This window comes from Pseudomonas sp. AC229, assembly GCF_979254655.1.
Window position 1 is genome coordinate 125,739 of record NZ_CEEDHK010000007.1, and the last position, 24,862, is coordinate 150,600.

The following is a 24,862-nucleotide window of genomic DNA, read 5'->3' on the forward strand; positions in this document are numbered from 1 at the left end:
CCCAACCTGTAGGAGCGACTTCAGTCGCGATCCCTGGCAACGAAATTCTCGCCCATTTATGGCTCCGTTATTCATCAGCTTAGCTTATAGCCCAAGTAAGCATTCATCAGCTAATCATTAGCTGCCTGCGCCGTCACAATGGCCACCTCGTAGAACCGACGCCTACAGCCGGCGCCGCAATGCGTGCTTGCCCATTCCTTTCAACAGGTGCGTCCGATGAATCGATTCAGCGTTCTGCTCTGCCTTTTGCTCAGCTCGTTTACCGCCATGGGAGCCGACATGTCCAACGGTGCCAATAACTTCTACACCAGCGAAAACGTTACGGTGCAGAAGGTGCAGTTCAATAACCAATACCAGATGCGCGTAGCCGGCAATCTATTTATGCCCAAGGGCATCAAGCCTGGCAGCAAGAACCCGGCGATCATCGTCGGCCACCCGATGGGCGCGGTGAAGGAGCAGAGCGCCAACCTGTACGCCACGAAAATGGCCGAGCAGGGTTTCGTCACCCTGTCGTTGGATTTGTCCTTCTGGGGCGAAAGCGAAGGGCAGCCGCGCAATGCCGTGTCGCCCGATATTTACGCCGAAGACTTCAGCGCTGCCGTGGATTTTCTCGGCACCCACGCCCTGGTGGATAAAGAACGCATCGGCGTGATCGGCATTTGTGGCAGCGGCAGCTTTGTGATCAGCGCGGCGAAAATCGACCCGCGCATGAAAGCCATCGCCACGGTCAGCATGTACGACATGGGCGCCGCCAACCGGAACGGCCTCAACCACGGCTTCAGCCTGGAACAGCGCAAACGCGCCATCGCCCAGGCGGCGGAGCATCGCTATGTGGAATTCACCGGTGGCGACAAGGCCTACACCAGCGGCACCGTGCACAAGCTCGACGCCAATTCCACCGCGATCGAACGCGAGTTCTACGACTTCTACCGCACCCCGCGCGGCGAGTTCACGCCGGCTGGCCAGTCGGGCGAACTGACCACGCACCCGACGCTGACCAGCAACGTCAAGTTCATGAACTTCTACCCGTTCAACGATATCGAGACCATTTCGCCACGCCCCATGTTGTTTATCACTGGCGCCAACGCGCACTCCCGCGAGTTCAGCGAAGCGGCGTACAAGCTGGCCGGCGAACCCAAGCAATTGGTGGTCATTCCTAACGCCGGGCATGTGGATCTGTACGACCGCGTCGAGCTGATTCCTTTCGCCACCCTGACCGACTTTTTCCGAGCGAACCTCAAGTAATGACTGTTGCCGACAACCCCACCACCCAACCCGCTGCGCACGGCTGGAGTGCCGTGCTGGCAATGTCGGTGGCTGCCTTTGCTTTGGTGGCCTCCGAGTTTTTGCCGGTGAGTTTGCTCACGCCCATCGCCACGGATTTGCACATCAGCGAAGGCCAGGCGGGGCAGGCGATCGCGGTGTCTGGCGCGTTTGCGGTGATCACCAGCTTGAGCATCGCCAAGCTCGCACGGCAGATGGACCGCCGCGTGTTGCTGCAGTGGCTGACCCTGCTGATGGTGGTGTCCGGCACGATGGTGGCGGTGGCGCCGAGTTACCCGATTTTCATGCTCGGGCGCGCGTTGATTGGCGTCGCCATTGGCGGCTTCTGGTCCATGTCGGCCGCCACGGTGATTCGCCTGGTAGCGCCGGCCAACGTGCCGCGCGCCCTGGCGATTCTTAACGGCGGCAACGCGCTGGCTTCAGTGGTGGCGGCGCCGGTGGGCAGTTACCTCGGCGCGATCATCGGCTGGCGCGGCGCGTTCTTCGCCGTGGTGCCACTCGCTGCCATTACATTCGTGTGGCAGTGGCTGACGCTGCCGCGTTTGGTGCCCCTGGCAGGCGCCAATGCGCGTGGGCTGCTGACGGTGCTGAAACGGCGGGAAGTGCTGTCTGGGTTGTTGGCGGTGAGCCTGTTTTTTATGGGCCAGTTCACCTTGTTCACCTACCTGCGGCCGTTTCTGGAAAGCGTCACCCACGTCGGCCCGTCGGGGTTGTCGCTGATGCTGCTGGTGCTGGGTGTGTGCGGGTTTATCGGCACGGCGCTGATAGGGTTGCTGCTCAACCGCACGCTGTTCCCGACGCTGGTGATCATTCCGTTGCTGATGGCAGTGATTGCGGTGGTGCTCACGCACTATGGCGACTCGCAATTGCTCACCGCCGGCTTGCTGGCGCTGTGGGGGTTGGTCGCGACCTCGGCGCCGGTGGCCTGGTGGACCTGGCTGGCCAGAACCCTGCCCGACGACGCCGAAGCGGGCGGCGGCCTGATGGTCGCCATCGTGCAGTTGGCCATTACCTTTGGCGCCACGGCCGGTGGCGTGGTGTTCGACGCCCACGGCTACCAAGCCACCTTCGGCCTGAGTGCCGGCATTTTGGTGGTGGCGGCGGTGCTGGCCGTTTGGGCGGCGGCATGCGCGCGAAGCAGCCGCCAGCCGTTCAGGCCCATTGCAAGCTGTGAGGCGACGGTCAGGAATTTCGTTTGCAGGGATCGCGACTAAAGTCGCTCCTACAAAGGCGGTGCGTGGTGTTTGGTTTTTTTGTAGGAGCCAGCTTGCTGGCGAACCCTGCAAACGGGATTCCAGGACTTCGTTTCCAGGGTTCGCGACCAAGGTCGCTCCTACAAGAGCGGGGCGCCGTTGAGTAATGCAGTAACGCCATCCGCTTCCAACGGCCGACTCAGAAAATACCCCTGACCTTCGTCGCAGCCCACGGCGTTGAGCATGGCCAAATGTTCGGCGGTTTCGATGCCCTCGGCGGTGACGGTCAGCGACAGCGCGTGCCCCAGGCCAACGATGGCGAGGATGATGGCTCTGTCTTCTTCGCTGCCTTCGATGCAGTTGAGAAAGCTACGGTCGATTTTCAGGCCGTCCAAGGGGAAGGTGCGCAGGTAGCTGAGGGACGAATAGCCGGTGCCGAAGTCGTCCATAGCCAGGCGCACGCCCAGCTGTTTCAGGGTTTCCATCATTTCCAGGGCGCCGGCGGCATCCTCGATCATCACGCTTTCGGTGATCTCCAATTCGACCCGCCCGGGGCTGATGGCCGTTTCACGTAGCGCGGTTTCGATGCGCTCGACCAGGTCGCCGCTTTTGAATTCGATGGGCGACAAGTTGATGGAGATAAACACGCTTTCCGGCCAGGTGGCGGCCTGGCGGCACGCGGTGCTGATGACCCAGTTGCTCAGCGCGATGATCAAACCGGTTTGCTCGGCAATCGGAATAAAAGTGTCGGGCGGTATCAGCCCGCGCTCTGGGTGCTGCCAGCGCACCAAGGCTTCGACGCCGACCAGGCGGCCATCTGCGATGCAGTAGCGCGGTTGGTAGTGCAGGCGCAATTCGTTGTGCTGGATGGCGAAGCGCAGGTCGGTTTCCAGACGGCGCCGTTCGATGATCTTCGCGTTCATTTCCCCGGAATAAAACCGCCAGGTACTGCGGCCACCGGCTTTGGCTTCATACAACGCGATGTCGGCATAGCGCAGCAGTTCGCTGGCTTCCATCGCGTCGTTGGGCGCCATGGCAATGCCGATGCTGGCGCTGACGAAGGTTTGCTGACCTTCAACGTCGATGGGCTGTTCGATGGAGTCGAGCAAGCGTTGGCACAGGGTTTCGACATGGCTTTGGGTGGTCAGGTCGGTGAGGATCAGCACGAACTCATCGCCGCCAAAGCGGGCCACCAGATCGTCCTGGCGCACGCATTCGGTGAGCCGCGCCGACACCACGTTGAGCACCACATCGCCGGCCGCATGGCCGAGCAGGTCATTCACTGGCTTGAAGCGGTCGAGGTCGAGGCTGAGCATGACCAAGGGTTTTTCACGGGTTGGCACGGCCTTGAGTTTGCCGTCGAGAAACTTCTGCAAGCGGGTGCGGTTGGGCAGGCCGGTGAGGGCGTCGTGCTGGGATAAAAACTCGATTTGCCGCCGCGCTTCCACTTCGCCTGTGACGTCGGTGGCGGTGCCGCGAAAGCCAGCGCTGGTCATGGCGCGGGCCGACACGCGGGTGATGCGTTGCTGGCCATGGGTGCCGACATAGCGACAGTGGATGCTGGTGTCGGTGCGCCGGTGGCCGCTGCTCAGCCACTGCGACAGGGTGCCGTGTTCGCTGGTCAGCAGGGCGTCGATGTGGCTGCCCAGCCACGTGCCGCGCGACAGCCCCGTGACCGCTTCAAAGCGTTCGGACAGGTAGGTGAAGTGGCCGCTTTGGTCGATTTCCCAGATCCAGTCGGAGCTGATTTCAACGATGTCGCGAAACCGCGCTTCGCTTACGGCCAGGGCGCTCTCGCTGCTTAGCAACGAGTGATAGCTTTCGTCCAGCGCCTTGGCCCCCGCCGTGGTGCGGCGCAGCAGAACCCAGGCCATCACGCACACCAGCAGCGCCACGCCGCCGAGCAGGGGCAAACCCAGGCCGAGCAGGCGCTTGCCTGGCTGCTCGGGTTGCCAATGCAGGTACCCGGCGACGCCGTTTTCACCCAGCGGCAAAATCGAGCGTTCGTTCAACTCGTTCGGGGTTGCCAGGCGCAAGCCGTCCACGCCGAATTCGCGGCCGACGGTGGCCAAGCGGGCGTTGTCGAGAATGTCGACGAAGATGAGTACCGAGTTCTGTCGCTCGTCTGCCTTCACCGTTGGGTCGGTGCCGGGCGTAATGGCAGCGGCGGCCACCAAGGCCGGGGCGCCATCAACGTTGATAAATCGGGTGGTTGGCGATTCGTCCTCGGCGCCGGCACGGGCCTCGGCGACGATGGGCGCCAGCGACTCTTTGAGCCAGTCGCTTGCCGGCACCTGTTGCAGTTGACCGCGGATAACCGCGTACACCGTGCGGTCGGTGTCATCGACCACGAACAGCGCCTGAAAGCCGAAGTCGTCGTACAGCGAGGGACCGATGTTCTGCCGCACGTAGGCCCAATCGGTGTCTACCGTAACGTGCAGGTGTTTGTAGGCATCGCCCCAGAAGGCATAGTCCTTGACCACCGAGCGCAGGGATTTTTCAAAAGAATGCACGGCCTTCTCGGTGTAGAAAGTGCCTTCGGTTTCCTCCGTGCGATCCATGTCGCGGGCCAGGTAGACCAGCAGATAACCGGCAAGCAGGAACACGCTGACCAGCAAACCGATAAATTTGAACAGTGAAATACGCGTGAGAGCCACGCTGGTGCGGTTAAGGGGAGCGACAGGCTGGGGCGGTTTGGCTTGGGTCATAGGCTAGGTACAACTCTTAATCTGATTTTTCTAATGCACCTTCAGTTTATGCAACCGTCATAAGAGCGCTAGGGGCTGAATGTTGAAACATCACCCGGGCTTGCGCTGAGGGGCTTGACGTGGCGCTTTGCGCTTTACAAATCAGGGAAAAAAACTAGCGTACACACCCTGTGGGCCCACCCATATTGCGCCGCTGCCGGCGCTGGCTACCGTTATTCAGGAGAGAAAAACATGGCTACGTTTACCCCCGGTCACCTGCACATCGAGCGCCACGCGCTGACGCCCAACGATGTGAGTTACAACATTTGCATCGACTACGAAGTTTCTTCCGATGAGCAAAAAGGCAAGGGCATGCTCTTCACCCTCCATGGCAGCATTCAAGGCAAAGACGTGCGCGAGAGCTTCTTTCTGCCACGGGAAGAGGCGTACAACTTCGCCAGCAACGTGACGAAAATCGCCGAAAAATACGGCATCCCGAAAAGCCAGAGCAGCATTGGCTCGATCCACAAACACTACGACGCCATGTTCGAAGACGTACGCGCGCAACTGGCCATGAAACCAGGCGAGCCGGTAAACCCTGAGCATTTTGAGTGAGTAATCGATGGCGTTAACCGAACAGCGCTGGCCAGCGGATGCACGCGAGCTGGCAGACATTCAGCGCTTCAACTCCAAACTGAAATGGATGCCGCGCTTTCGCATCCGCAACCGCATTGCCCCCACGCTGCTGCAAGCGCTGTTGCGGGTCGGCCAGCTCGGCGGCGGGGCGAAATTGGCACGTCATGGGCTGAGCGCGCATACGCGTTACGTCACCACGCCGGAAGGTCGAGTGCCGTTGCGTATTGTGCAGCCCAAAGGGCCGGTCAAAAGCGTGGTGCTGGATTTTCACGGCGGCGGTTGGGTGATCGGCAACGCGCAGATGAACGATCACTTAAACAGCGCCATGGTGCGCGACTGCGATGTCGCCGTGGTGTCAGTGGATTACCGCCTGGCCACCCACACGCCCATTCAGGGTTTGCTGGCCGATTGCCTGGCCGCCGCGCGCTGGCTGCTGAGCGACCAGACGGGGCTGTTCAAAGGTTTGCCGGTGATTGTGGTGGGCGAGTCGGCCGGCGGGCATCTGGCGGCGGCCACGTTGCTGGCGCTTAAAAGCTCGCCAGAATTACTCCAGCGGGTGAAAGGCGCAGTGCTCTATTACGGCGTCTACGACCTGACCGGAACCCCCAGCGTTCGCAACGCCGGCCCCGACACGCTGGTGCTCGACGGCCCCGGCATGGTCGATGCGCTGCGCCTGCTAACGCCGGGGCTGACCGACGAACAACGGCAGAAACCGCCGTTGTCGCCGCTGTATGGCGACCTGAGCGGTTTACCGCCGGCGTTGATGTTTGCCGGCGAGCTTGACCCGCTGCGCGACGACACCTTTGAAATGGCCAGACGCTGGGGCGTGGTGGCCGACGTTGAGGCCAATCTGCTGCCACAAGGGCCTCATGGCGTGGTTCAGTTTCCGACGGTGATGGGCAAGCGCGTCACGGCCTATGCCAGACGCTGGATCAATCAAAGGCTGGCGTAGCGCCCACACTCTTTGTAGGAGCCAGCTTGCTGGCGAACCCTGGAAGTATCGGTTACGAATCGCGTTTGCAGGATTCGCCAGCAAGCTGGCTCCTACGAAAAGCGTCGGCCTTAATCGGTCACTTTGACCACTTCGGTATCGCTCGGCGCAACGGGTGCGCCGTTCAATGTGGTCGGTATCAGCGGTGCCAGCGTCTGGCCGCTGGCTTTGTCGATCAACTGCGAATGCACTTCGCCCTCGCCAAACAAATGCGCTTCCCCCCATTGGCGTAACGCCACCACCACCACGAACAACTGTTCGCCCCGTTCCGTCAGCACGTATTCCTGATACGCACTGCCCTCGGCCACCGGGCGGGTGGTCAACACCTCGGCCTGTACCAGCAGGCGCAAACGGTCGGCCAGAATATTTTTCGCCACGCCCAGGCTGCGCTGGAAATCGCTGAAGCGGTGCTTGCCGTCGAAGGCATCGCGCACGATGAGCAGGCACCAGCGATCGCCCATCACCTCGACCGCGCGGGCAACGGGGCAGTGTTCGAGGGGGTGGCTTGGGTCTGTCGGCATGGGAATTGGTCGTCGTAAAGGGGTATGTGGTTGCACTTTAAAACCAGAAAGCCTAGCCTTCAAATGGTTTTAATTTGAAACCAGGTGAGGCGTTATGACGTCAGCAGGATCTCAGGCGTTGCCGTTGGCCGACGCCAGCGCGAGCCGCACGCCGCGCGCGATGGTGGCGTTGTTCGCCACGGCGAGCGGGCTTAGCGTGGCCAATGTGTATTTCGCCCAGCCGTTACTGGACGCGCTCGCTGCAGATTTCGCTATCAGCCACGCCAGCGTCGGCGGGGTGATTACCGCCACGCAAATCGGCTGTGCTTTAGCGCTGTTGTTGCTGGTGCCGCTGGGTGATCGCGTGGACCGGCGCCGACTGATGCTCGTGCAGCTAGTCGCCTTGGTGCTGGCCTTGGTTGCGGTCGCCGTGGCCGACAGCACGGCGCTGTTGCTCGGCGCCATGTTGGCCATTGGCCTGTTGGGCACTGCCATGACCCAGGGCCTGATTGCACTGGCCGCCAGCACTGCCAGCGACCATGAGCAGGGGCGGGTGGTCGGGGCGGCGCAGGGCGGCGTGTTTGTCGGCTTGTTGCTGGCGCGGGTGTATGCCGGGGCGGTCAGTGACCTGGCGGGGTGGCGTTGGGTGTACGGGCTGGCGGCGATTCTCATGCTCACACTCGCCGTCGCGCTCTGGCGCTGTCTGCCGCAGCCGAAACGGGCACCGGTGACGCTGGGTTATCGGCAATTGCTCGGTTCGATGTTCAGCCTGTTACGCCATGACCGCGTGCTGCAAACGCGCGGCATGTTGGCGTTTTTCATGTTCGCGGCGTTGAACGTTTTCTGGAGTGCCTTGGTGCTGCCGCTGAGCGCGCCGCCCTATGGGTTTTCCCACACGGCCATTGGCGCGTTCGGCCTGGTTGGCGTGATCGGCGCGCTGGCGGCGTTTCGCGCCGGCGCCTGGGCGGACAGAGGGTTTGCCCAGCGCAGCACTTTTGCCGCCTTGCTGGCGCTGTTGCTGGCGTGGTGGCCGTTGTCGATGCTGGATACGTCGCTTTGGGCGCTGATGCTCGGCATCGTGCTGCTCGACCTCGGCGGCCAGATGCTGCACGTGACTAATCAAAGCCTGATCTTGCGTAACCATCCGCAAGCACCCGGCCGGCTGATCGGTTTGTACATGCTGTTTTATGCCGTGGGCAGTGGCGCGGGGGCCTTGGCTACCACGTGGGTGTATGCGAGCGCTGGGTGGCAGGGCGTGTGCGGGTTGGGGGCGGGAATTAGCGCGGTGGCGATGGGGTTTTGGCTGGCGACGCGTTGATGAGGTGGGATCTTCGTTGCGGCCAGCCCTCTCCCCCAGCCCCTCTCCCGCAAGCGGGCGAGGGGAGACCAGCGGTGATCGGCTCCCTCTCCCGCTTGCGGGAGAGGGCTGGGGAGAGGGCCGCTTGTAACCGGCGCTTAGGACGCCAGGCTGCGCAGCATCAGATTGGTCGCCGCGTTGACGCCTTTCTCCAGGTCTTCCCAAGAACGTTGGTTAAGGCAATGGGCGTTGGTGTACGGCAAAATCATTTCGGCCAGACCGTCGGTGACTTCATCCAGCGGCGTTTTCTTTTCGAATTCGCCGGCTTTGCGGCCGTCATCGGCCAGGCGCTCAAGAATCGCGTAAAGCTGTGCCTGGTGGCCGGCGGCCGTGCACCAGTCGCCGTTAATGGCTTCCACCACCACTTCATTCACGCGGCGCTCGACCACCAGCAAGTCGTAGCTGAATTTCAGCGCGCTTTTCATAAACAGACGCAGGCGCCGAGTGGCGGATAAATCCTGATCGGCAATGGCGCGTAATTTGTCGCCCATTTTCTCCAGCGTGTGCGCACAGATGGCTTCGCCGATGGCTTGTTTGGATTCGAAGAAACGGTAGATGTACGCCGTGGAAATGCCCAGGGCTTTGCCGATGTCGGCCACCGACGTTTTGCGGTAGCCGAACTCGCGAAACAAGCCTTCCGCCACGGTGATGATCTGCGCGCGGCGATCATGCTCCGCCGGGCCGCGTTGGCCGGAGGTGGGAAGGGCGCTGGAGTCGAGTTCGCTGTGCATAGGCCTGGTAACTGAATAAGGGAGCCGGTGGCAGGTGGGCGATTCTAGCGCAAACCGGCCAGCGGGCGCCGCGTCGGCAACGCCCGCTTAGTGCGCTCAGGTGGCGGCGGGTTGCGCTGCCGACGCTGCCGGGGCGTTGGCCGGCGGCGGTTTGATCTTGAACCAGATCGCATACAGCGCCGGCAGGAACAGCAGCGTCAGCACCGTGCCGATGGCCGTGCCGCCAATCAACGTGTAGGCCATCGAGCCCCAAAACACCGAGAACGTCAGCGGAATAAACGCCAGCACCGCGGCCAGCGCCGTCAGCACTACCGGTCGCGCGCGTTGAACCGTGGCCTCAACCGCGGCGTGGTACGGGTCGAGCCCTTCTGCCTGATTGGTGTGGATCTGACCGATCAGAATCAGCGTGTTGCGCATCAGAATGCCCGACAGGCCAATCAAGCCGAGAATCGCGTTAAAGCCAAACGGCTGGTTGAACAGCAGCAACACCGGCACCGTGCCCACCAGGCCCAGGGGCGCGGTGAGCACCACCATGGTCATGGCGGCAAAACTGCGCACCTGAATCATGATCACCACCAAGGTGAACAGCAGCATGATCGGGAAAATCGGCGCCAGCGCCTTGTTGGCCTTGAGTGATTCTTCGACGTTGCCGCCCATTTGAATCTGATAGCCCAGGGGCAGGGCATCGATCACCGGCTTTAGCTCGGCCAGCACCTGCAGGGACACCTGCGGCGGTTGCATCTGCTCGTTGATATCGCCGCGCACGGTGATGGTCGGCATACGGTTGCGGCGTTTCAGCACCGGGTCTTCGGCGCGCACCTCCACGTGGCCGATCTGGCGGATCGGCACGCGCTGGCCGGTGCGGCTGGTGAGCGTCATGTCTTCCATGCGCGCAGGGTCCAGCCGTTCTTCATCGCCGGTGCGCGCCATCACGTCAACCGTGCGAATGTCTTCACGCACCTGCGTCACAGTGGTGCCGGTCAGCAGAAACTGCAGCTGTTGCGAAGCCTCGGCGGAGGTCAGGCCCATGACCTGCAAACGGTCTTGGTCGAGCACGAAATGCAGGGTCGGTTGTTTCTCCGACCAGTCGGTATTCACCTGGCGCATGTTCGGGTTGTGGCGCATCACCTCGGCCACCTGCTGGGCGATGCCGCGCAGCTTCTCGGCGTCTGGGCCCATGACGCGAAACTCCACCGGGAAGCGTGTGTACGGCCCGAACACCAGTTGCGTGACGCGCACCCGCGCTTCGGGCGCCATCTGGTTTTCCACCGCCACGCGCATGCGCTGCTTCAGGGTGTCGCGGGCCGTCTGGTCGGCGGTCAGCACAATGATTTTGGCGAACGAAGGGTCGGGCAGCTCTGGATTGTACGAGAGGAAAAACCGCGGCGCGCCCTGACCGATATAACTGGTGACGATCTTCGCCTCCGGCTGGGCCTTGAGCCACGCTTCGACCTTTTTCGTCGCCTCGCTGGTGGTGTTGATCGAGGTGCCTTCGGGCAGTTGCACTTCAATCAATAACTCGGGGCGGTCGGAGCTTGGAAAAAACTGTTGCTTCACCGCGCCCATGCCCACCACCGCGAGCGCGAACAGCCCGAGCACGCTGCCGGCCACCAGGAATTTGTGCTTGATGGCGCCGCTCACCAGCCGGCGCAGGCGCTGAAAGTTCGGCGTGGAATAGATGGCCACGTGGCCGCCCTCTATTTTCTTGATGTCCGGCAAAAGCTTGACGCCCAGGTAGGGGGTGAAAAACACCGCCACCACCCAGGAGATGATCAGCGCAAAACCAACAATCCAGAAAATATTGCCGGCATATTCGCCCGCCGTGGAGCGGGCAAAACCCACCGGCATCAGGCCGATCACGGTCACCAGCGTGCCCGCCAGCATCGGCGCTGCCGTGTGGCTCCAGGCGTAAGACGCCGCCGCCACGCGCGAATAGCCTTCCTCCAATTTCACCACCATGATTTCGATGGCGATGATGGCGTCGTCTACCAGCAGCCCGAGGCCCAGAATCAGCGCGCCCAGGGTGATGCGGTCGAACACCCGGTCGGTGGCCAGCATCACAATCAGCACGGCGGCCAGCGTTAGCGGCACGGCGGCCGCCACTACAATGCCGACCCGCCAGCCGAGGCTGAGCAGGCTGACGATCATCACCACCGCCAGCGCGACGACGAACTTGATCATGAATTCATCGACCGACTCGGTGATGTTCACCGCCTGGTCCGTCACCTTGGTAAAGCTGATGCCCTGCGCCAAATTGGCCGAAATTTTCTGCTCCTCGGCTTGCAGCGATTTGCCCAGGTCGAGGCCGTTCCAGCCTTCTTTCATCACCACGCTTAGCACCAGCGCGTCTTCGTCGTTGTGGCGAATCAGGAAGGTTGCCGGGTCTTCATAACCGCGTTTCACCTCGGCTACATCGCTGAGCTTCAGCGTGCGGCCTTGGGAGGCGGCGATAGGCGTGTTGCGGATTTTCTCCAGGTCATCGAAGGCGCCGTCCAGGCGCACAAATACTTGCGGGCCTTTGGTTTCGATGGAGCCGGCCGGCGTGATCGCGTTCTGGTTGTGCAACTGATCGAAAATCGCCTGCGGGTTCACGCCCAGGGTGGTCAGGCGGGCATAGGAGAACTCGACGAAAATTCGCTCTGGCCGCTCGCCCAGAATGTCGACTTTCTTCACCCCCGGCACTTGCAGCACTTGCTGGCGAATGTCCTCGGCCTGGCGCGCCAGAAAGCGCTGCGGCAGGCCATGGGCTTTCAGCGCATACAGGGCAAACGACACGTCGGAATATTCGTCATTCACAAATGGCCCGAGCACGCCTTGCGGCAGCTTGCGCGTTTCATCGAAGAGCTTTTTGCGTGCCTGATAAAACTGATCGGGCACGGCGGCGGGCGGCGTGGTGTCGAGCAACGTTAGGGTCATCAGCGCCATGCCGGGGCGGGTGATGGTTTCCACGCGGTCGTACCACTTGAGTTCTTGCAGGCGCTTTTCCAGCGGCTCGGCCACCAGATTTTGCATGTCTTGTGCCGTGGCGCCGGGCCACACGGCCGTGACGGTCATCACCTTGACGGTGAAGGCGGGGTCTTCGGCACGGCCCAGTTTCATGAACGCGATCAGGCCGGCAAGGGTGACGGCCATAATCAGAAACAGCGTGACCGAGCGTTCGCGTACTGCCAGCGCGGAGAGGTTGAAACCACTCATGGCGTCACCGCCAGCGCGTTACCCAGGCGCACTTTCTGGTTGGCATGCAGCAAGTGCGTGCCCAGTGCCACCACGGTTTCGCCGGCTTTCAGTTCGCCGCTGATGCGCGCGGTTTCAAGGCCGAGGCCGATGACGGTGACGGGCCGTGCCTGCAACGTCAGCGCCACGGGGTCGACCACCCACACGCTGTACGCGCCGCCGTCATTGCGCAGGGCGCTAAGGGGTACGGTAAGCGCCGCCGGCGTGTTCGCCGGGTCGCCGCGCAGGGTGATTTTGATGGTGGCGCCCAATGGCGCGTTGTTCAGCGTGTCGTCCAATACGTAACGGGCAGCGAAGGTGCGGGTGATGGGATTGGCCGCTTCCGACAGCTCGCGCAGCGTGGCGCCGGTTGGCTGGCCCTGGCTGCCATACAGCTGCGCGTCGGCGCGCGATTGCAGGGCAGGGCGCAAGGTTTCCGGCAGCTCAATGGCGGCCTCGCGGGCACCGTTCTTGGCCAGCTGCACCACGGTTTGTCCGGCGATCACGACTTGCCCAGGTTCAGCGGCGGTATTGACCACCAGGCCGTCGACGTCCGCTTTAAGCTCGGCGTAGTGGCTGGCATTGGCGGCGACATCGGCCTGCGCTTGCGCGGCCTCGACCTGCGCCTTTGCGCTGTTCAGCGCGGCCACCGACTGGTCGTAACTCATCGCCGAAATGGCCCCGGCCGTTACCAGCGTGCGCAACCGCGCTTCATCCGCTTGCGCCTGCACAAAGCGTGCTTTGGCGGCGGCCACCGCGCCTTTCTGATTGGTGATGGCGAGGTTGAGATCAACCGGGTCGATCTTCATCAACGTCTGCCCCTTGCGCACCCGCTGGCCCACATCCACCAGGCGCTGAACCACCTTGCCCGACACGCGAAACCCCAGATCGCTTTGCACCCGGGCGGCCACCACGCCGGTAAAGGTTTGGCTGCGCGAAGTGTCTGGCCGCACCAGCGCCGTGCTCACCAGCGGGTCGGCCACGCGCGGGTCGCTTTGTGGCGGCTGGCCGCAGCCAGATAACACCAGCGCGCTGGCAGCGAGGGAGAGAAGGGCAGCGGGACGTATCGACATGACGAGCTCCGGAAAATTCAGGCTCGCATTATTCGTGGTTGTTTACGGTATTGTAAATGCGTAACTAGATTGCTTTGCTCTGATAGCGATAATTAGCCATTTTGGTGGGTTGCGCATTGGCATAATCATTTTGACGAGTTACTGTTTTGCGAGTTAGTAAACAAAAAGCCGAACGCGACCACAGGAATCACCATGCCGCCCTTTGCCCTGCGCCCCCTCTGGATGGCGCGTCTGTTGCCCGTTTTCTTGCTAGCCGGTTGCGCGGTGGGGCCCGATTACCAGGCGCCGCCAACTGCGGCGCCGGCGCCTTTTCGAAACCAGGCCTTGCTTGAGCAACGCGCCGTAACCGGCCAGGCGGCAGACATGACGCAATGGTGGACAGGCTTTGCCGATGACGGTCTGGTGACCTTGGTCAATCAGGTGTTGGCGCAGAACCTCGACCTCGCACAGGCCGTAGCCCGCGTCTCGCAGGCCAGCGCGCTGAACCTGTCGGCCCGTTCCGCCCTGTTGCCCTCAGGCGACCTGAACGCCCAAGCCAGCCGCGCCCATCAATCCCTCGAAGACCCCATGGGCCGGCTCGCCAGTTCGGCGCCCGGCTATGACCGCAACGCCAGCCTCTATCAAGTGGGCGCGGGCGCCAGCTGGGAAGTCGACGTGTTTGGCGGCCTGCGTCGGCAACTGGAAGCGGCCGATGCCGAGCAGCAAGCCAGCGTGGCGCAGGAAGCGGCGGTGCGCTTGATGGTGACCTCGTCGGCCGCGCGCGGGTACATCCAACTGCGCGCCCTGCAAGCGCGGCAAGCCGTAGTGGAAAACCGCGTTCGCACGCAAACCGAGCTGGTGAAACTGATGCGACTGCAATACGCCAAAGGCGTGATCGCCAACCTGCAACTCAAACAGGCCGAAGGTGTGCTGGCCACGGTAGCGGCGCAAGTGCCGCCGCTGCGCAGCGCCATCGAAAGCACCCTTAACTCACTGGAAGTGTTGAGCGGCGTCGCGCCCGGCAGTTTGCACAGCGCGCTTGCCGTCGCTACTGCCATTCCGACCGCTCCGGGCATCGACACGGCGGGCGGGCAAACCCAGATGCTGCGCCGTCGTCCCGACGTGATCGCCGCCGAGCGCACCCTGGCCGCCTCCAACGCCCGCATTGGCGCCGCCATTGCCGACTACTACCCCTCGTTCTCCTTGGGCGCGTTGCTTGGCTCGGCCACCACCGTCAGCGGCAACCTGCTCTCCAGCGACGCCAACCTGGCCCAGGGCGTGCTCGGCTTGCGCTGGCGCCTGTTCGACTTTGGCCGCGTGCGTGCCGAAGTCGACTACGCCAAAGGCCGCGACGCCGAGGCGCTGGCCGTCTACCAACAGACCCTGCTGCAAGCCACCGCCGACGTGGAAACCGCCATGACCCAACTGGTGCAAAGCGAACAACAAACCGCGCTACTCGAAGCCGGCGTAACCGCCCTGACCGACGCCCGCACCGCCGCGTATACCGCCTACCAACAAGGCAGCGTCAGCTTCCTCGAAGCCCTCGACGCCGACGACCGTCTGCAACAAGCCCAGGAACAGCACCTGCTGGCTCAGGCTGCGGCGGCCAGTGCGGCCGTGGACTGTTTTAACGCGCTGGGAGGGGGATGGAATGCGCCGGGGGACGTGGCGGTTAGTGATCAAAAGCATCGCGGCTGAAGCCGCTCCCACAGTATCTATATCGTCCCTGTGGGAGCGGCTTTAGCCGCGATGCACTTGATCTATCGCTTTTGATCTGGCTTGTGATCTGGCTTGTGATCTACCCGCCCCATTCATCGCAGGCCGAATGGAGTCGACGTGTAGGGGGTAGCCGCGAAAGGCGTGTCGGGCCAAGGATGGCCCGTCTCGCCGTGCCCCCGGAGCGGCGACGGAATGAGGGAAGTCGGAGCGCAGCGGAGACCCAAGGTAGGGGCGAGCGTTTTTGCTTACTTTTTCCGCGACTGGAAAAAGTGAGTCGCGCGTAAGGCGCGCAACAAAACGTTCAGCGCACGCGGTAATGAATACGTTAGGCCAGCTCGGGCGTACGACTGGAAATTCTGGATCCCCGCGTGCGCGAGGATGACGGGGGGTTGGTTGAAACGCGCGTAAGGCGCGAAACAGGTCTTTCAGCGCACGCGGCAATGAATACCTACGCATTTCCGTCGGTGTACGACTGAAAATTCTGGACCGCCGCCTGCGCGGGGATGACGGTCGATCACTGATCGGCCGGTGACGAAACACCAAACAAAGGAACCCCGTTATGCCCAACACCCGCATCGTCATCACCGGCATGGGCCTCGTCTCGCCCCTGGGCCTTGGCATTGAACCCGTCTGGCAGCGCCTGCTCGCCGGCCGCTCCGGCATTCGCGCATTGCCGGCCGAAACGGTCGACGACATCACCTGCAAAATCGCCGGCACCGTGCCCACGCTCGAAGAAGACCCCGAAGCGGGCTTCGACCCCAACGCCTTTATCCCGGCCAAAGAACAGAAAAAGATGGACCGCTTCATCATGTTCGCCCTGGCCGCCGCCCAGCAGGCATTGGCGCAAGCCGGCTGGCAGCCGAGCACCGACGTCCAGCGCGAGCGCACAGCGACCATCATTGCCACCGGCGTTGGTGGCTTCGGCGCCATTGCCGATGCCGTACGCACCACCGACAGCAAAGGCCCACGGCGCTTGTCGCCGTTCACGATTCCCTCCTTTCTCGCCAATCTCGCCGCCGGCCATGTGTCGATCCAGCACGGCTTGCGCGGCCCCATCGGTGCGCCGGTAACGGCGTGCGCTGCCAGCGTTCAGGCGATTGGTGATGCCGCGCGGTTGATCCGCAGCGGCGAAGCGGACATCGCTGTTTGCGGCGGCGCCGAGGCGTCCATCGACCGCGTCAGCCTGGCCGGCTTTGCGGCGGCGCGGGCGATGTCCAGCGCGTACAACGACACGCCAGCCAAAGCCTCGCGCCCCTTCGACAAAGCCCGCGATGGTTTTGTCATGGGCGAGGGCGCCGGGCTGTTGGTGATTGAGTCGCTGGAACATGCCCAAGCGCGCGGCGCCACGGTGATTGCCGAGCTGGTGGGCTACGGCACCAGTGCCGATGCTTATCACCTGACCGCCGGCCCGGAAGACGGCAACGGCGCGCGTCGGGCTATGCAGCAGGCCATCGCCCAAGCGGGCATTACGCCAAGCCAGATTCAGCATTTGAATGCCCACGCCACGTCGACGCAGGTGGGCGACAAAGGAGAGTTGGCCGCCATCAAAGCGGTATTCGGGGAGGATTCGGGCGTGGCGGTGACGTCGACCAAGTCGGCCACCGGGCACTTGTTGGGTGCGGCCGGTGGCCTTGAAGCGATCTTCACCATCCTCGCCATCCGCGATCAGTTGGTGCCCGCCACGCTCAATTTCAGCGACCCGGACGACGCCGTCGGCGGGCTGCATATCGTGCACGGCGGCGCGCGGGAAATGGCCATCGACTATGCGCTGTCGAACGGCTTCGGCTTTGGTGGCGTGAACGCCAGCGTGTTGTTCAAGCGCTGGGTGGATTGATGCGCTGGCCTGGCCGGGCGCTCAGCTCGACCATTGCGACTGGCGAATCACCTGGCAGAAGTTGCCGGCACTGAAGCGCGGGTCTTTGTCGGCCAGCACGTCGGCTTTGACGTTGCCGAACGTGCTGTCTGGCTTGTGTTTGATGCCGTCGTAGAACGCTTGAATGATGTCCTCTTTAAACTGCGCGCCGCGCGGATGGGCGCGGGTCACGGCCTCGCGCTCTTCGGCGCTGTAGTTGGGGTAGGTCAGGCCCAGCACATCCATTTCCACCCCAGCGGTCACCAGCGCGACCACCGGGTGCATGTGTTGGGGAATGCCCGGCGTGGTGTGCAGCGCGATGGATGTCCACACCGTGTCGATGTCGTGTTGGGCGATGCCGCGTTGTTGCAGGAAGTCGCGCGCGGCATTGGCGCCATCCACCTCGAAGCGCTCGCAGGCGCTGCTGTGCTGGTGGGTCAGGCCCATGTCGTGAAACATGCAACCGCAGTAGAGCAGCTCGGGGTCGAATTTCAGGCCCATGCGCTGACCGGCCAGCGCGGCGAAATAAAACACGCGGCTGGAATGGTGGAACAGCAGCGGCGAGGCGGTATCGCGTACGCATTCGGTGATTTCCCGCGCCAGTTGGCTGTCGGGGATGGTGATGCCGGCAATGATCGGGTTCATGACACGCTCCAGAGAAGAGTAGGGGGGCGTTGTCAGTTTCATGGTCGGCGGCTATGGCATCAAACGGCGTGTAGCGTCATATACTGCCATTTCGCGTGATACCGGGACGTGCACCATGCCTGCATCGAAAAGCAGAAAAACCATCGCCATTCTTGCCTTGCCGGGTATGCAGTTGCTCGACGTTTCCGGCCCGCTGGATGTGTTCGCTCAGGCCAACCTGGAAGCCGGGCGCGAGGTGTATGCGCTTTGCGTGGTGGCGTGCGAAGCGGGGCCGATCAGCAGTTCTTCCGGCGCGCGGCTGCTGCCCGACGCCGTCGTCGGCGAACCGCTGGAAGCCATCGATACCTTTATTGTTGCTGGCGCACCCCATGCGGCCACCCTGCATTACAAGGCCGAGCTGCTCGACTGGATTCGGCACAGCGCGCGCCAGGCACGGCGGTTCGGTTCGGTGTGCACAGGGGCGTTCGCGCTGGCTGCGGCGGGGTTGCTCGATGGCCGACGCATTACCACGCACTGGGCCTCAGTCGACACTCTGCTTGCCCAGTACCCGCGCGTAACCGTCGAGGCGGATGCCTTGCATGTGCGTCATGGCAAGTTGCGTACTTCAGCCGGCGTAACGGCAGGCCTCGACCTGGCGTTGAGCCTGGTGGAAGAAGACCTCGGGCGTGACGCGGCCATGGCCGTGGCCGCGCAACTGGTGATGTTCTTCAAACGGCCGGGCGGCCAGTTGCAGTTCAGCCGTCGGGGCGAGGCGGGGCCATCCGGGCGCTCAGCGTTGCAAGAAGTGCAGCGCTGGGTCGCCGCTCATCCGCAACTGGCGCACTCGGTCGAAAGCCTGGCGGCCCATGCCGGGCTGAGTGCGCGCCATTTTGCCCGGTTGTTTCACGCCGAAGTTGGCGTTACGCCGGCCGCCTGGGTGGAAGCCACACGCATTGCTGCAGCCCGCGCCCTGCTTGAAAACGGTGGCGATGCGCCGAAGCAGGTGGCGGCCAAATGTGGCTTTGCCAACGTCGATACCCTGCGCCGCGCCTTCGTTAAACACGTGGGCGTGACACCCGCCGATTACCGCCGGCGCTACGGCTGAGCGGTGCTTCGAGCGCTTCGGTTGGCGTGATAATCTCGCGCCTCGCATACCGAGGCTAAGCCAGTGATCAACCCCGAATACGCCGCCTCCGTCGAGGCCATCGCCCATATCGAAGCGGTGCCGCTGATCCTCAAAATGGTCAAAAACCTCACCGGCATGCGCTTCGCCGCCGTGGCGCGGGTGACGGAGAAACACTGGGTGGCGTGCGCCGTCGACGACTCGATTAATTTCGGCCTGCAGCCTGGCGGCGAGCTGGTGCTGGATTCGACGATTTGCCACGAGATTCGCGGCCACCGCAACCCCGTGGTGTTCGGCCACGCCAGCGTGCATCCCGAATACGCCACGCACCACACGCCGCTGCTGTACGGCCTGGAAAGTTACATCTCGATTCCCATCATCACGGCCAACGGCGAGTTCTTCGGCACCCTGTGCGCGATCGATTCCGTACCCGCCGACCTCGATGACCCCACCATCGTGCAGACGCTGACCCTATTCGCCCAGCTCATCGCCATGAACCTCGACACCCAAGGCCAACTCAGCGCCTCGCGGGCCGACCTGGCAGAGGCGAACAACACCAGCCGCCTGCGTGAGCAATTTATTGCTGTGCTCGGCCATGACTTGCGCACCCCGTTAAGCGCCATTCGCATGAGCGCCGACCTGATGGACAGCAAACCCACCGACGCGCGCTCATCGCGATTGATCGCCGCCATCCGCAACAGCTCGGTGCGCATGGGCCATCTGATTGAAAACGTGTTGGACTTCGCCCGAGGCCGGCTGGGCGATGGCATACCGGTGCAAAGAACCGTCGTGGACGATCTTGAGCACACCCTGCACCTCACCCTCGACGAAATTTGCGCCTCGTACCCCGACGCCACCCTCGTTCGCCATCTGTCGCTGCCGGCCGGCGTTTACTGCGACCCGCTGCGCCTCAGCCAGTTGCTGTCCAACCTGGTCGGCAACGCCGTCACCCACGGCTCCGTCACTGCGCCGATCACCGTCAACGCGTACGCCGAGGGGTCGGAAATCGTGCTCTCGGTCAGCAACCAGGGCACACCGATTTCGCCCGAGTTGATGCCGCTGCTGTTCAAACCCTTCACCCGCTCCGAAGGCGGCGCCCGGGGCGAAGGCTTGGGATTGGGCTTGTACATCGCCTCGGAAATTGCCCTCGGGCACAACGGTAGTTTGAGTGTGGCGTCTACGGCGCAAGAGGGGACGTGCTTTGTGGCGCGGTTTCCGGCGCAGGTTCGCTGGGCCTAAAAGGTTCGCGGAACTCCCTTAAAAGCATCGCGGCTAAAGCCGCTCCCACAGGTTGTGCTGACCGTAGGAGCGGCTGGGCGGCATTCCGATTGGCCGCGATGCTTTCTACACTAAAGCGACGGCCGCACCTGTCGCTTTTACGCACCCTTGGCGCGCTGGCCGGTCTGACCGTTATGGCAACCAGCAGGATCACTGACATGTGCGGCCGATACGCAAAAGAGCAAGACCTGAACCGCTGGCGTGACGTGCTGGCCATCATGCAGCCCATTGACGATCGCACTGATCCCACAGCCGGTGCGCGCTACAACATCGCACCCACCCAGCGTGCGCCGATCATCTACAACACCGGCAATGGTCTGGCGCTGGAAAATGTTCGCTGGGGCTACGCGCCGCACTGGGCGAAGGGGAAAATGCCACGGGCGATCAATGCCCGGGTCGAAACACTGGCCACCGGTAAGTTCTTCCGTGGCATCTGGAAGCAGCGCGCATTGGCGCTGGCTGACGGCTGGTATGAATGGGTCAAACACCCGGACGACCCCAAGCTCAAGCAGCCGTACTTCATCAAGGCCCGGGACGCTTCACCGCTGTTCTTTGCCTCGCTGTGCCATGTAACGCAAGGCCTGGAGCAGGGTGAAGACGACGGCTTCACCATCGTTACCGGCGCCGCCGACGCAGGGCTGCTCGACATCCACGACCGACGCCCCGTTGTACTGCCGCCAGACCTCGCGGCCGAATGGCTCAATGCCGAAACCGATCCGGTTCGAGCGCTGATCATCGCCGCTGAGCACGGGCTGGGTGCCGAGGCTTTTACTTGGTATCCCGTGCCTAAGGCGGTCGGCAATCCGCGTAACGACGGGGCCGAGTTGATACAGCGCATAAATGACCCGGTGGTTACCGTGGCTGGACCGATTTAGCCGCGATGTTCAACGTGTGAATGACGCCCTGAACGCTTTTCTGCGAAACTGATTCCCGGTCCTGCCCGGCAGGGGAGGGGCCTGTTCGGCAGACGTTTGCAGTCTGTGGAAAGAATTCTGTGGCGTGCCTTGGGAGATCGGTTTGCCTTCTGTTCCGGTAGATATAGACAGCGATGAGCGCTTGTCTCATGTGCTGAACGCCAGTGAGCGGCTGGTAATGGCCGGCACGGTGGACGAGGTGGTGCAGGTGCTGCGCGACACGGCGCGGGCCACGGTCGGCGCGCAAGGCATTACCGTGGTTATCGCCGACGATGGCTACTGTTCCTATGTGGCCGAAGATGCCATGTCTGAGCTGTGGCAAGGCCAGAGCTTTCCCGCTGACCACTGCATTTCAGGCTGGGCGATGCGTCACGGTGAGACGGTGATCATCCCCGACATCCGGCTGGACGCTCGCATTCCGCAAGAGGCCTACGCGCCCACTTTTGTTCGCAGCTTGATCATGGTGCCGATAGGCAGGCCGGTCGCGGTTGCGGCACTCGGCGCTTACTGGTCCGAGGTTCATACCCCGGACAGCGGCACCGTCCAGCGTTTGGAAAGTCTGGCACGGCTGGCCACCATTGCCATCGAAAATGCGCGGCTCACCCAAGCACGCAATCGTGCAGCCGAACAAAGAGCCGCGCAGAACCGCATTCTGGAAGTGGCGGTAGAAGAGCACTCACTCAACGTGGCGCTGGACGCCATGGTCCGCGAGGTTGAGGTGTTGTCGCCGTCCGGTTTTGTCGGCGCCATTGTGTTGTTCGACGAGGAGGGCGCGCGCGTGCAACATTGCGCCGCGCCTAGCTTGCCACCGGCGTGCACCGATCCCGCCGCCATGCTCGTGCGCCCTCACGCCGAATCTGCGAACACTCCGTTATGGTCTGGATTCCAGGCGTTGGCTGGCGAACAGGGGCTGCACCTGTGCTGGTCGACCACCATTTGTTCGGCGCAGGGCGGTGTGCTCGGCACCTTCGTGCTGCTTCACCCGGAACCCCGCAAGCCGCTGCCGGCAGACACTGAAATCGTTGACTTCGTTGTGCAGACAATCGGCTTGGTCGTACACCGCGCCCGAGCCGAGGCCGCCATTCGGATCAGCGAGGCGCGCTACCGCCAAATTGTCGAAGGGGCTGAGGATTTCGCCATCATCACCTTCGACGCCCAGGGCACGGTCACCAGCTGGAACATCGGCGCGCAGCGGATCGTTGGGTATGAGGGCCAGGAGGTGTTGGGCCGTGCGGGGGATCTGTTTTACACGGACACCGACCGGGCCGCCGGTGTGTTTTACGGCGAGCTTGAGCTTGCTCAGCATCAGGGGCGGGCAGTCAACGAACGCTGGCATGTGCGCAAAAACGGCACGCGCTTCTGGGGTTCCGGGCTGATGATGCCGCTTGCGATGGATCATGGCGGTTTCGTGAAAATTTTCCGCGACCGCACCGTCGAGCACGAAGCGGACGCGGCCCTGCAAGAGAGCGCGGCGCGCTTGCGGTTTCTGGATGAACTCGACAACCAACTGTTCAACATTCGCCAAGCCGAAGACGCGATGCTCGCCGCCACCAGTTTGCTGGGGCGCAGGCTTAACGTCTCGCGATGCGCCTATGCCGATGTGGATGCCGACCAGGACCGCTTCTGGATTCGCAGCGACTACACAGCGCCAGGCATCGACAGCTCGGTCGGTGCGTATAGCCTCGATCTGTTCGGTTCAAGGGCGGCGGCGGACATGCGCACCGGGCGCACGCTGGTGGTCCATGACGTGAGCGCAGAGTTGGCGGCCGAAGATGGACGCGAGACGTTTCAAGCCATCGGCATCGACGCCATCATCTGCTGCCCGTTGGTCAAAGACGGCCGGCTCACAGCCATGATGGCGGTGCATCACAACCAGCCACGAGATTGGACCCCGGCTGAAATTTCTCTGATTCGTGAAGTGGTGGAACGCTGCTGGGCGCATGTTGAACGGGTAGGCGCGGAGATGCGCCTGCGCGAAAGCGAGGAGCGCTTGCGCCTGGCCGTCGACCATGCCGAGGTTGGCTTCTGGGACGTGGATCACGTGCAGAACGCACTGATCTGGCCGGCGCGAACCAAGGCGATATTTGGTATTTCTCCGGACGTGCCGGTAACCATCGACGACTTTTACAACGGCCTGCACCCCGAAGACCGACAGGCCACCATCGAGGCCTTCGCCGCCGCCGCTGACCCTGAACTGCGCGCCCTGTATGACGTCGACTATCGCACCGTCGGCAGAGAGGATGGCGTTATTCGCTGGGTAGCGGCCAAGGGCCGAGGCGTGTTTGATGCGGCCGGTCGCTGCTTGCGCGTGACCGGAACGGCCGTCGACATCACCGCGCGCAAAGCGGCGGAAGAGCAACTGCGCGAACTCAACGCCAACCTTGAAAGCAGAATCGCCCGGGCCGTTGCCGAGCGCGAAGAAGTGCAAGCGGCACTGCGTCAGAGCCAAAAAATGGAAGCCATGGGGCAGCTAACCGGTGGCGTTGCCCACGACTTTAACAACCTGCTCACCCCAATCGTTGGCACCCTCGACTTGCTGCAACGAAGGGGCGTAGGCGGTGAACGGGAACAGCGCCTGATCAGCGGCGCCATGCAATCGGCCGACCGAGCGAAAACCCTGGTGCACCGGCTGCTGGCATTCGCCCGGCGTCAGCCACTGCAAGCGGTTCCGGTCGACGTGGTGAAGCTGGTGAGCGACATGGGCGAACTGATCGCCAGCACCAGCGGGCCGCAGATAAAAGTGGTGGTCGATGCGGCGGACAATCTTCCTGCCGCGATGGCCGACCCCAATCAACTCGAAATGGCGCTGCTAAACCTCTCCGTCAACGCGCGTGACGCCATGCCCGAGGGCGGCATTCTGCGCATATCCGCTCGCGTGGAGTGGGTGAGCGCAGGTCACAGCTCCGGTCTGGAACCGGGTGACTACCTTTGCCTGTGCGTGACAGACACGGGTGTAGGCATGGATGCGGCAACGCTTGCGCGTGCGGTTGAACCGTTCTTTTCCACCAAGGGCATCGGCAAAGGCACCGGTCTCGGGCTTTCGATGGTTCATGGCTTGGCATCGCAGCTGGACGGCGCGCTGACCATTCAGAGCTTGCCCGGATCAGGCACGACCGTAGAGCTTTGGCTGCCCCGCAGCATGGCAGCGCCGGCAACCGCAGCCCCCGTTTACCTGGCGCCAGAGCCGCTATCAGCGCACGGTGTCGCGCTGCTAGTCGACGATGAGGAATTGGTGCGCACCAGTACCGCTTACATGCTCACCGAACTCGGCTACTGCGTGATTGAAGCCGCATCAGGCGAGGAAGCGTTGCGCCTGTTGGACACCGGACAGCAGTTCGATTTACTCGTCACCGACCATTTGATGCCCGGCATCAGCGGGACTGATCTAGCCCGACGCGTGAGCAACTCCAGACCCGGCACTGCAATTCTGCTTGTTTCAGGCTATGCCGAACTCGACCAACTAGACCCGAGCCTCGCGCGGCTGGCCAAACCGTTCCGTAAGGTAGAGCTTGAAATCGCGTTATCGGCGCTCGGTAATGGGGCTTGAAAGGCGTGGCGCAAGAAAGCTTCACTCGCTGTTGGGGCGATAGGTAGAGATCGGCCAGAAGTGGCCATTCGCGTGCCGTGCCGCTGGATAGCAATCTGAAAAACAGAGCAAGCGGAAAAACTGCACTTCCACTCGACATTTGCAGAGAGAATCAACCCGTC

General features: G+C 62.7%; 17 protein-coding genes. 11 read left to right on the plus strand and 6 right to left on the minus strand.

All coding sequences use genetic code 11. The annotated features are described in order from the left end of the window. Positions 1 to 216 precede the first annotated feature (216 nt). Both AC0IW7_RS11690 and AC0IW7_RS11695 read left to right on the plus strand, forming a co-directional pair. A complete protein-coding gene (locus tag AC0IW7_RS11690) occupies positions 217 to 1,245 on the plus strand; it encodes an alpha/beta hydrolase (protein ID WP_471818070.1) in 1,029 nt (342 codons plus the stop codon). Next, the gene (locus AC0IW7_RS11695; RefSeq protein WP_471818072.1) at positions 1,245 to 2,498 is read left to right on the plus strand and encodes an MFS transporter; all 1,254 of its coding nucleotides are present in this window, start codon (positions 1,245 to 1,247) and stop codon (positions 2,496 to 2,498) included. The genes AC0IW7_RS11690 and AC0IW7_RS11695 overlap by 1 nt, the downstream gene beginning before the upstream one ends. A gap of 119 nt (positions 2,499 to 2,617) precedes the next feature. On the opposite strand, the gene AC0IW7_RS11700 is transcribed toward AC0IW7_RS11695, so the two are convergent. Next, entirely contained in the window at positions 2,618 to 5,185 is a 2,568-nt protein-coding gene (locus tag AC0IW7_RS11700) for a bifunctional diguanylate cyclase/phosphodiesterase (RefSeq protein WP_471818074.1), read from the minus strand. Between the two features lie 231 nt (positions 5,186 to 5,416). Here AC0IW7_RS11700 and AC0IW7_RS11705 point away from each other — a divergent pair, with 231 nt between their 5' ends. After that, positions 5,417 to 5,779, plus strand: a complete 363-nt coding sequence (locus AC0IW7_RS11705) for a DUF5064 family protein (RefSeq protein WP_471818076.1) — start codon at positions 5,417 to 5,419, stop codon at positions 5,777 to 5,779. Positions 5,780 to 5,786: 7 nt separating this feature from the next. Continuing rightward, complete coding sequence (locus AC0IW7_RS11710) at positions 5,787 to 6,752, plus strand: alpha/beta hydrolase fold domain-containing protein (RefSeq protein ID WP_471818078.1); 966 nt, start codon at positions 5,787 to 5,789, stop codon at positions 6,750 to 6,752. A 110-nt stretch (positions 6,753 to 6,862) separates the two neighbouring features. Here AC0IW7_RS11710 and AC0IW7_RS11715 read toward each other — a convergent pair whose 3' ends face one another. Continuing rightward, entirely contained in the window at positions 6,863 to 7,312 is a 450-nt protein-coding gene (locus AC0IW7_RS11715) for a winged helix-turn-helix transcriptional regulator (RefSeq protein WP_471818080.1), read from the minus strand. A gap of 94 nt (positions 7,313 to 7,406) precedes the next feature. Here AC0IW7_RS11715 and AC0IW7_RS11720 point away from each other — a divergent pair, with 94 nt between their 5' ends. Next, positions 7,407 to 8,609, plus strand: coding sequence for an MFS transporter (locus AC0IW7_RS11720; RefSeq protein ID WP_471818082.1), 1,203 nt, complete (start codon positions 7,407 to 7,409; stop codon positions 8,607 to 8,609). Between the two features lie 137 nt (positions 8,610 to 8,746). Here AC0IW7_RS11720 and AC0IW7_RS11725 read toward each other — a convergent pair whose 3' ends face one another. From AC0IW7_RS11725 to AC0IW7_RS11735, 3 genes are all read right to left on the minus strand, one after another. Continuing rightward, the gene (locus tag AC0IW7_RS11725) at positions 8,747 to 9,379 is read right to left on the minus strand and encodes a TetR/AcrR family transcriptional regulator (protein ID WP_471818084.1); all 633 of its coding nucleotides are present in this window, start codon (positions 9,377 to 9,379) and stop codon (positions 8,747 to 8,749) included. Positions 9,380 to 9,475: 96 nt separating this feature from the next. Continuing rightward, positions 9,476 to 12,574 (minus strand): efflux RND transporter permease subunit, encoded by a 3,099-nt coding sequence (locus AC0IW7_RS11730; protein ID WP_471818085.1) that lies wholly within the window; start codon positions 12,572 to 12,574, stop codon positions 9,476 to 9,478. Then, positions 12,571 to 13,665: an efflux RND transporter periplasmic adaptor subunit gene (locus AC0IW7_RS11735; RefSeq protein WP_471818087.1), complete on the minus strand. Its 1,095-nt coding sequence runs from the start codon at positions 13,663 to 13,665 to the stop codon at positions 12,571 to 12,573. The genes AC0IW7_RS11730 and AC0IW7_RS11735 overlap by 4 nt, the downstream gene beginning before the upstream one ends. A gap of 192 nt (positions 13,666 to 13,857) precedes the next feature. Here AC0IW7_RS11735 and AC0IW7_RS11740 point away from each other — a divergent pair, with 192 nt between their 5' ends. Further along, on the plus strand, positions 13,858 to 15,342 hold the full coding sequence (locus AC0IW7_RS11740; protein WP_471818089.1) for an efflux transporter outer membrane subunit: 1,485 nt from the start codon (positions 13,858 to 13,860) through the stop codon (positions 15,340 to 15,342). A 580-nt stretch (positions 15,343 to 15,922) separates the two neighbouring features. Then, positions 15,923 to 17,197 (plus strand): beta-ketoacyl-ACP synthase II, encoded by a 1,275-nt coding sequence (fabF, locus tag AC0IW7_RS11745; RefSeq protein ID WP_471818091.1) that lies wholly within the window; start codon positions 15,923 to 15,925, stop codon positions 17,195 to 17,197. A 21-nt stretch (positions 17,198 to 17,218) separates the two neighbouring features. On the opposite strand, the gene AC0IW7_RS11750 is transcribed toward fabF, so the two are convergent. Next, positions 17,219 to 17,860 carry an HD domain-containing protein gene (locus AC0IW7_RS11750; protein ID WP_471818093.1) on the minus strand — a complete coding sequence of 214 codons (642 nt, stop codon included), beginning with the start codon at positions 17,858 to 17,860 and terminating at the stop codon, positions 17,219 to 17,221. Between the two features lie 115 nt (positions 17,861 to 17,975). Between AC0IW7_RS11750 and AC0IW7_RS11755 the strand changes: the two genes are divergently transcribed. From AC0IW7_RS11755 to AC0IW7_RS11770, 4 genes are all read left to right on the plus strand, one after another. Continuing rightward, positions 17,976 to 18,944 carry a GlxA family transcriptional regulator gene (locus AC0IW7_RS11755; RefSeq protein ID WP_471818095.1) on the plus strand — a complete coding sequence of 323 codons (969 nt, stop codon included), beginning with the start codon at positions 17,976 to 17,978 and terminating at the stop codon, positions 18,942 to 18,944. Positions 18,945 to 19,007: 63 nt separating this feature from the next. Further along, entirely contained in the window at positions 19,008 to 20,201 is a 1,194-nt protein-coding gene (locus AC0IW7_RS11760) for a GAF domain-containing sensor histidine kinase (RefSeq protein ID WP_471818096.1), read from the plus strand. Between the two features lie 197 nt (positions 20,202 to 20,398). After that, positions 20,399 to 21,115 (plus strand): SOS response-associated peptidase, encoded by a 717-nt coding sequence (locus AC0IW7_RS11765; protein ID WP_471818098.1) that lies wholly within the window; start codon positions 20,399 to 20,401, stop codon positions 21,113 to 21,115. A 142-nt stretch (positions 21,116 to 21,257) separates the two neighbouring features. Then, a complete protein-coding gene (locus AC0IW7_RS11770; RefSeq protein WP_471818100.1) occupies positions 21,258 to 24,701 on the plus strand; it encodes a PAS domain S-box protein in 3,444 nt (1,147 codons plus the stop codon). The last annotated feature ends 161 nt before the right edge of the window (positions 24,702 to 24,862 follow it).

Coding starts and splice junctions, on each gene's coding strand:
- AC0IW7_RS11690 (WP_471818070.1), top strand. CDS start 217: ATGAATCGATTCAGCGTTCTGCTCTGCCTTTTGCTCAGCTCGTTTACC.
- AC0IW7_RS11695 (WP_471818072.1), top strand. CDS start 1,245: ATGACTGTTGCCGACAACCCCACCACCCAACCCGCTGCGCACGGCTGG.
- AC0IW7_RS11700 (WP_471818074.1), bottom strand. CDS start 5,185: ATGACCCAAGCCAAACCGCCCCAGCCTGTCGCTCCCCTTAACCGCACC.
- AC0IW7_RS11705 (WP_471818076.1), top strand. CDS start 5,417: ATGGCTACGTTTACCCCCGGTCACCTGCACATCGAGCGCCACGCGCTG.
- AC0IW7_RS11710 (WP_471818078.1), top strand. CDS start 5,787: ATGGCGTTAACCGAACAGCGCTGGCCAGCGGATGCACGCGAGCTGGCA.
- AC0IW7_RS11715 (WP_471818080.1), bottom strand. CDS start 7,312: ATGCCGACAGACCCAAGCCACCCCCTCGAACACTGCCCCGTTGCCCGC.
- AC0IW7_RS11720 (WP_471818082.1), top strand. CDS start 7,407: ATGACGTCAGCAGGATCTCAGGCGTTGCCGTTGGCCGACGCCAGCGCG.
- AC0IW7_RS11725 (WP_471818084.1), bottom strand. CDS start 9,379: ATGCACAGCGAACTCGACTCCAGCGCCCTTCCCACCTCCGGCCAACGC.
- AC0IW7_RS11730 (WP_471818085.1), bottom strand. CDS start 12,574: ATGAGTGGTTTCAACCTCTCCGCGCTGGCAGTACGCGAACGCTCGGTC.
- AC0IW7_RS11735 (WP_471818087.1), bottom strand. CDS start 13,665: ATGTCGATACGTCCCGCTGCCCTTCTCTCCCTCGCTGCCAGCGCGCTG.
- AC0IW7_RS11740 (WP_471818089.1), top strand. CDS start 13,858: ATGCCGCCCTTTGCCCTGCGCCCCCTCTGGATGGCGCGTCTGTTGCCC.
- fabF (WP_471818091.1), top strand. CDS start 15,923: ATGCCCAACACCCGCATCGTCATCACCGGCATGGGCCTCGTCTCGCCC.
- AC0IW7_RS11750 (WP_471818093.1), bottom strand. CDS start 17,860: ATGAACCCGATCATTGCCGGCATCACCATCCCCGACAGCCAACTGGCG.
- AC0IW7_RS11755 (WP_471818095.1), top strand. CDS start 17,976: ATGCCTGCATCGAAAAGCAGAAAAACCATCGCCATTCTTGCCTTGCCG.
- AC0IW7_RS11765 (WP_471818098.1), top strand. CDS start 20,399: ATGTGCGGCCGATACGCAAAAGAGCAAGACCTGAACCGCTGGCGTGAC.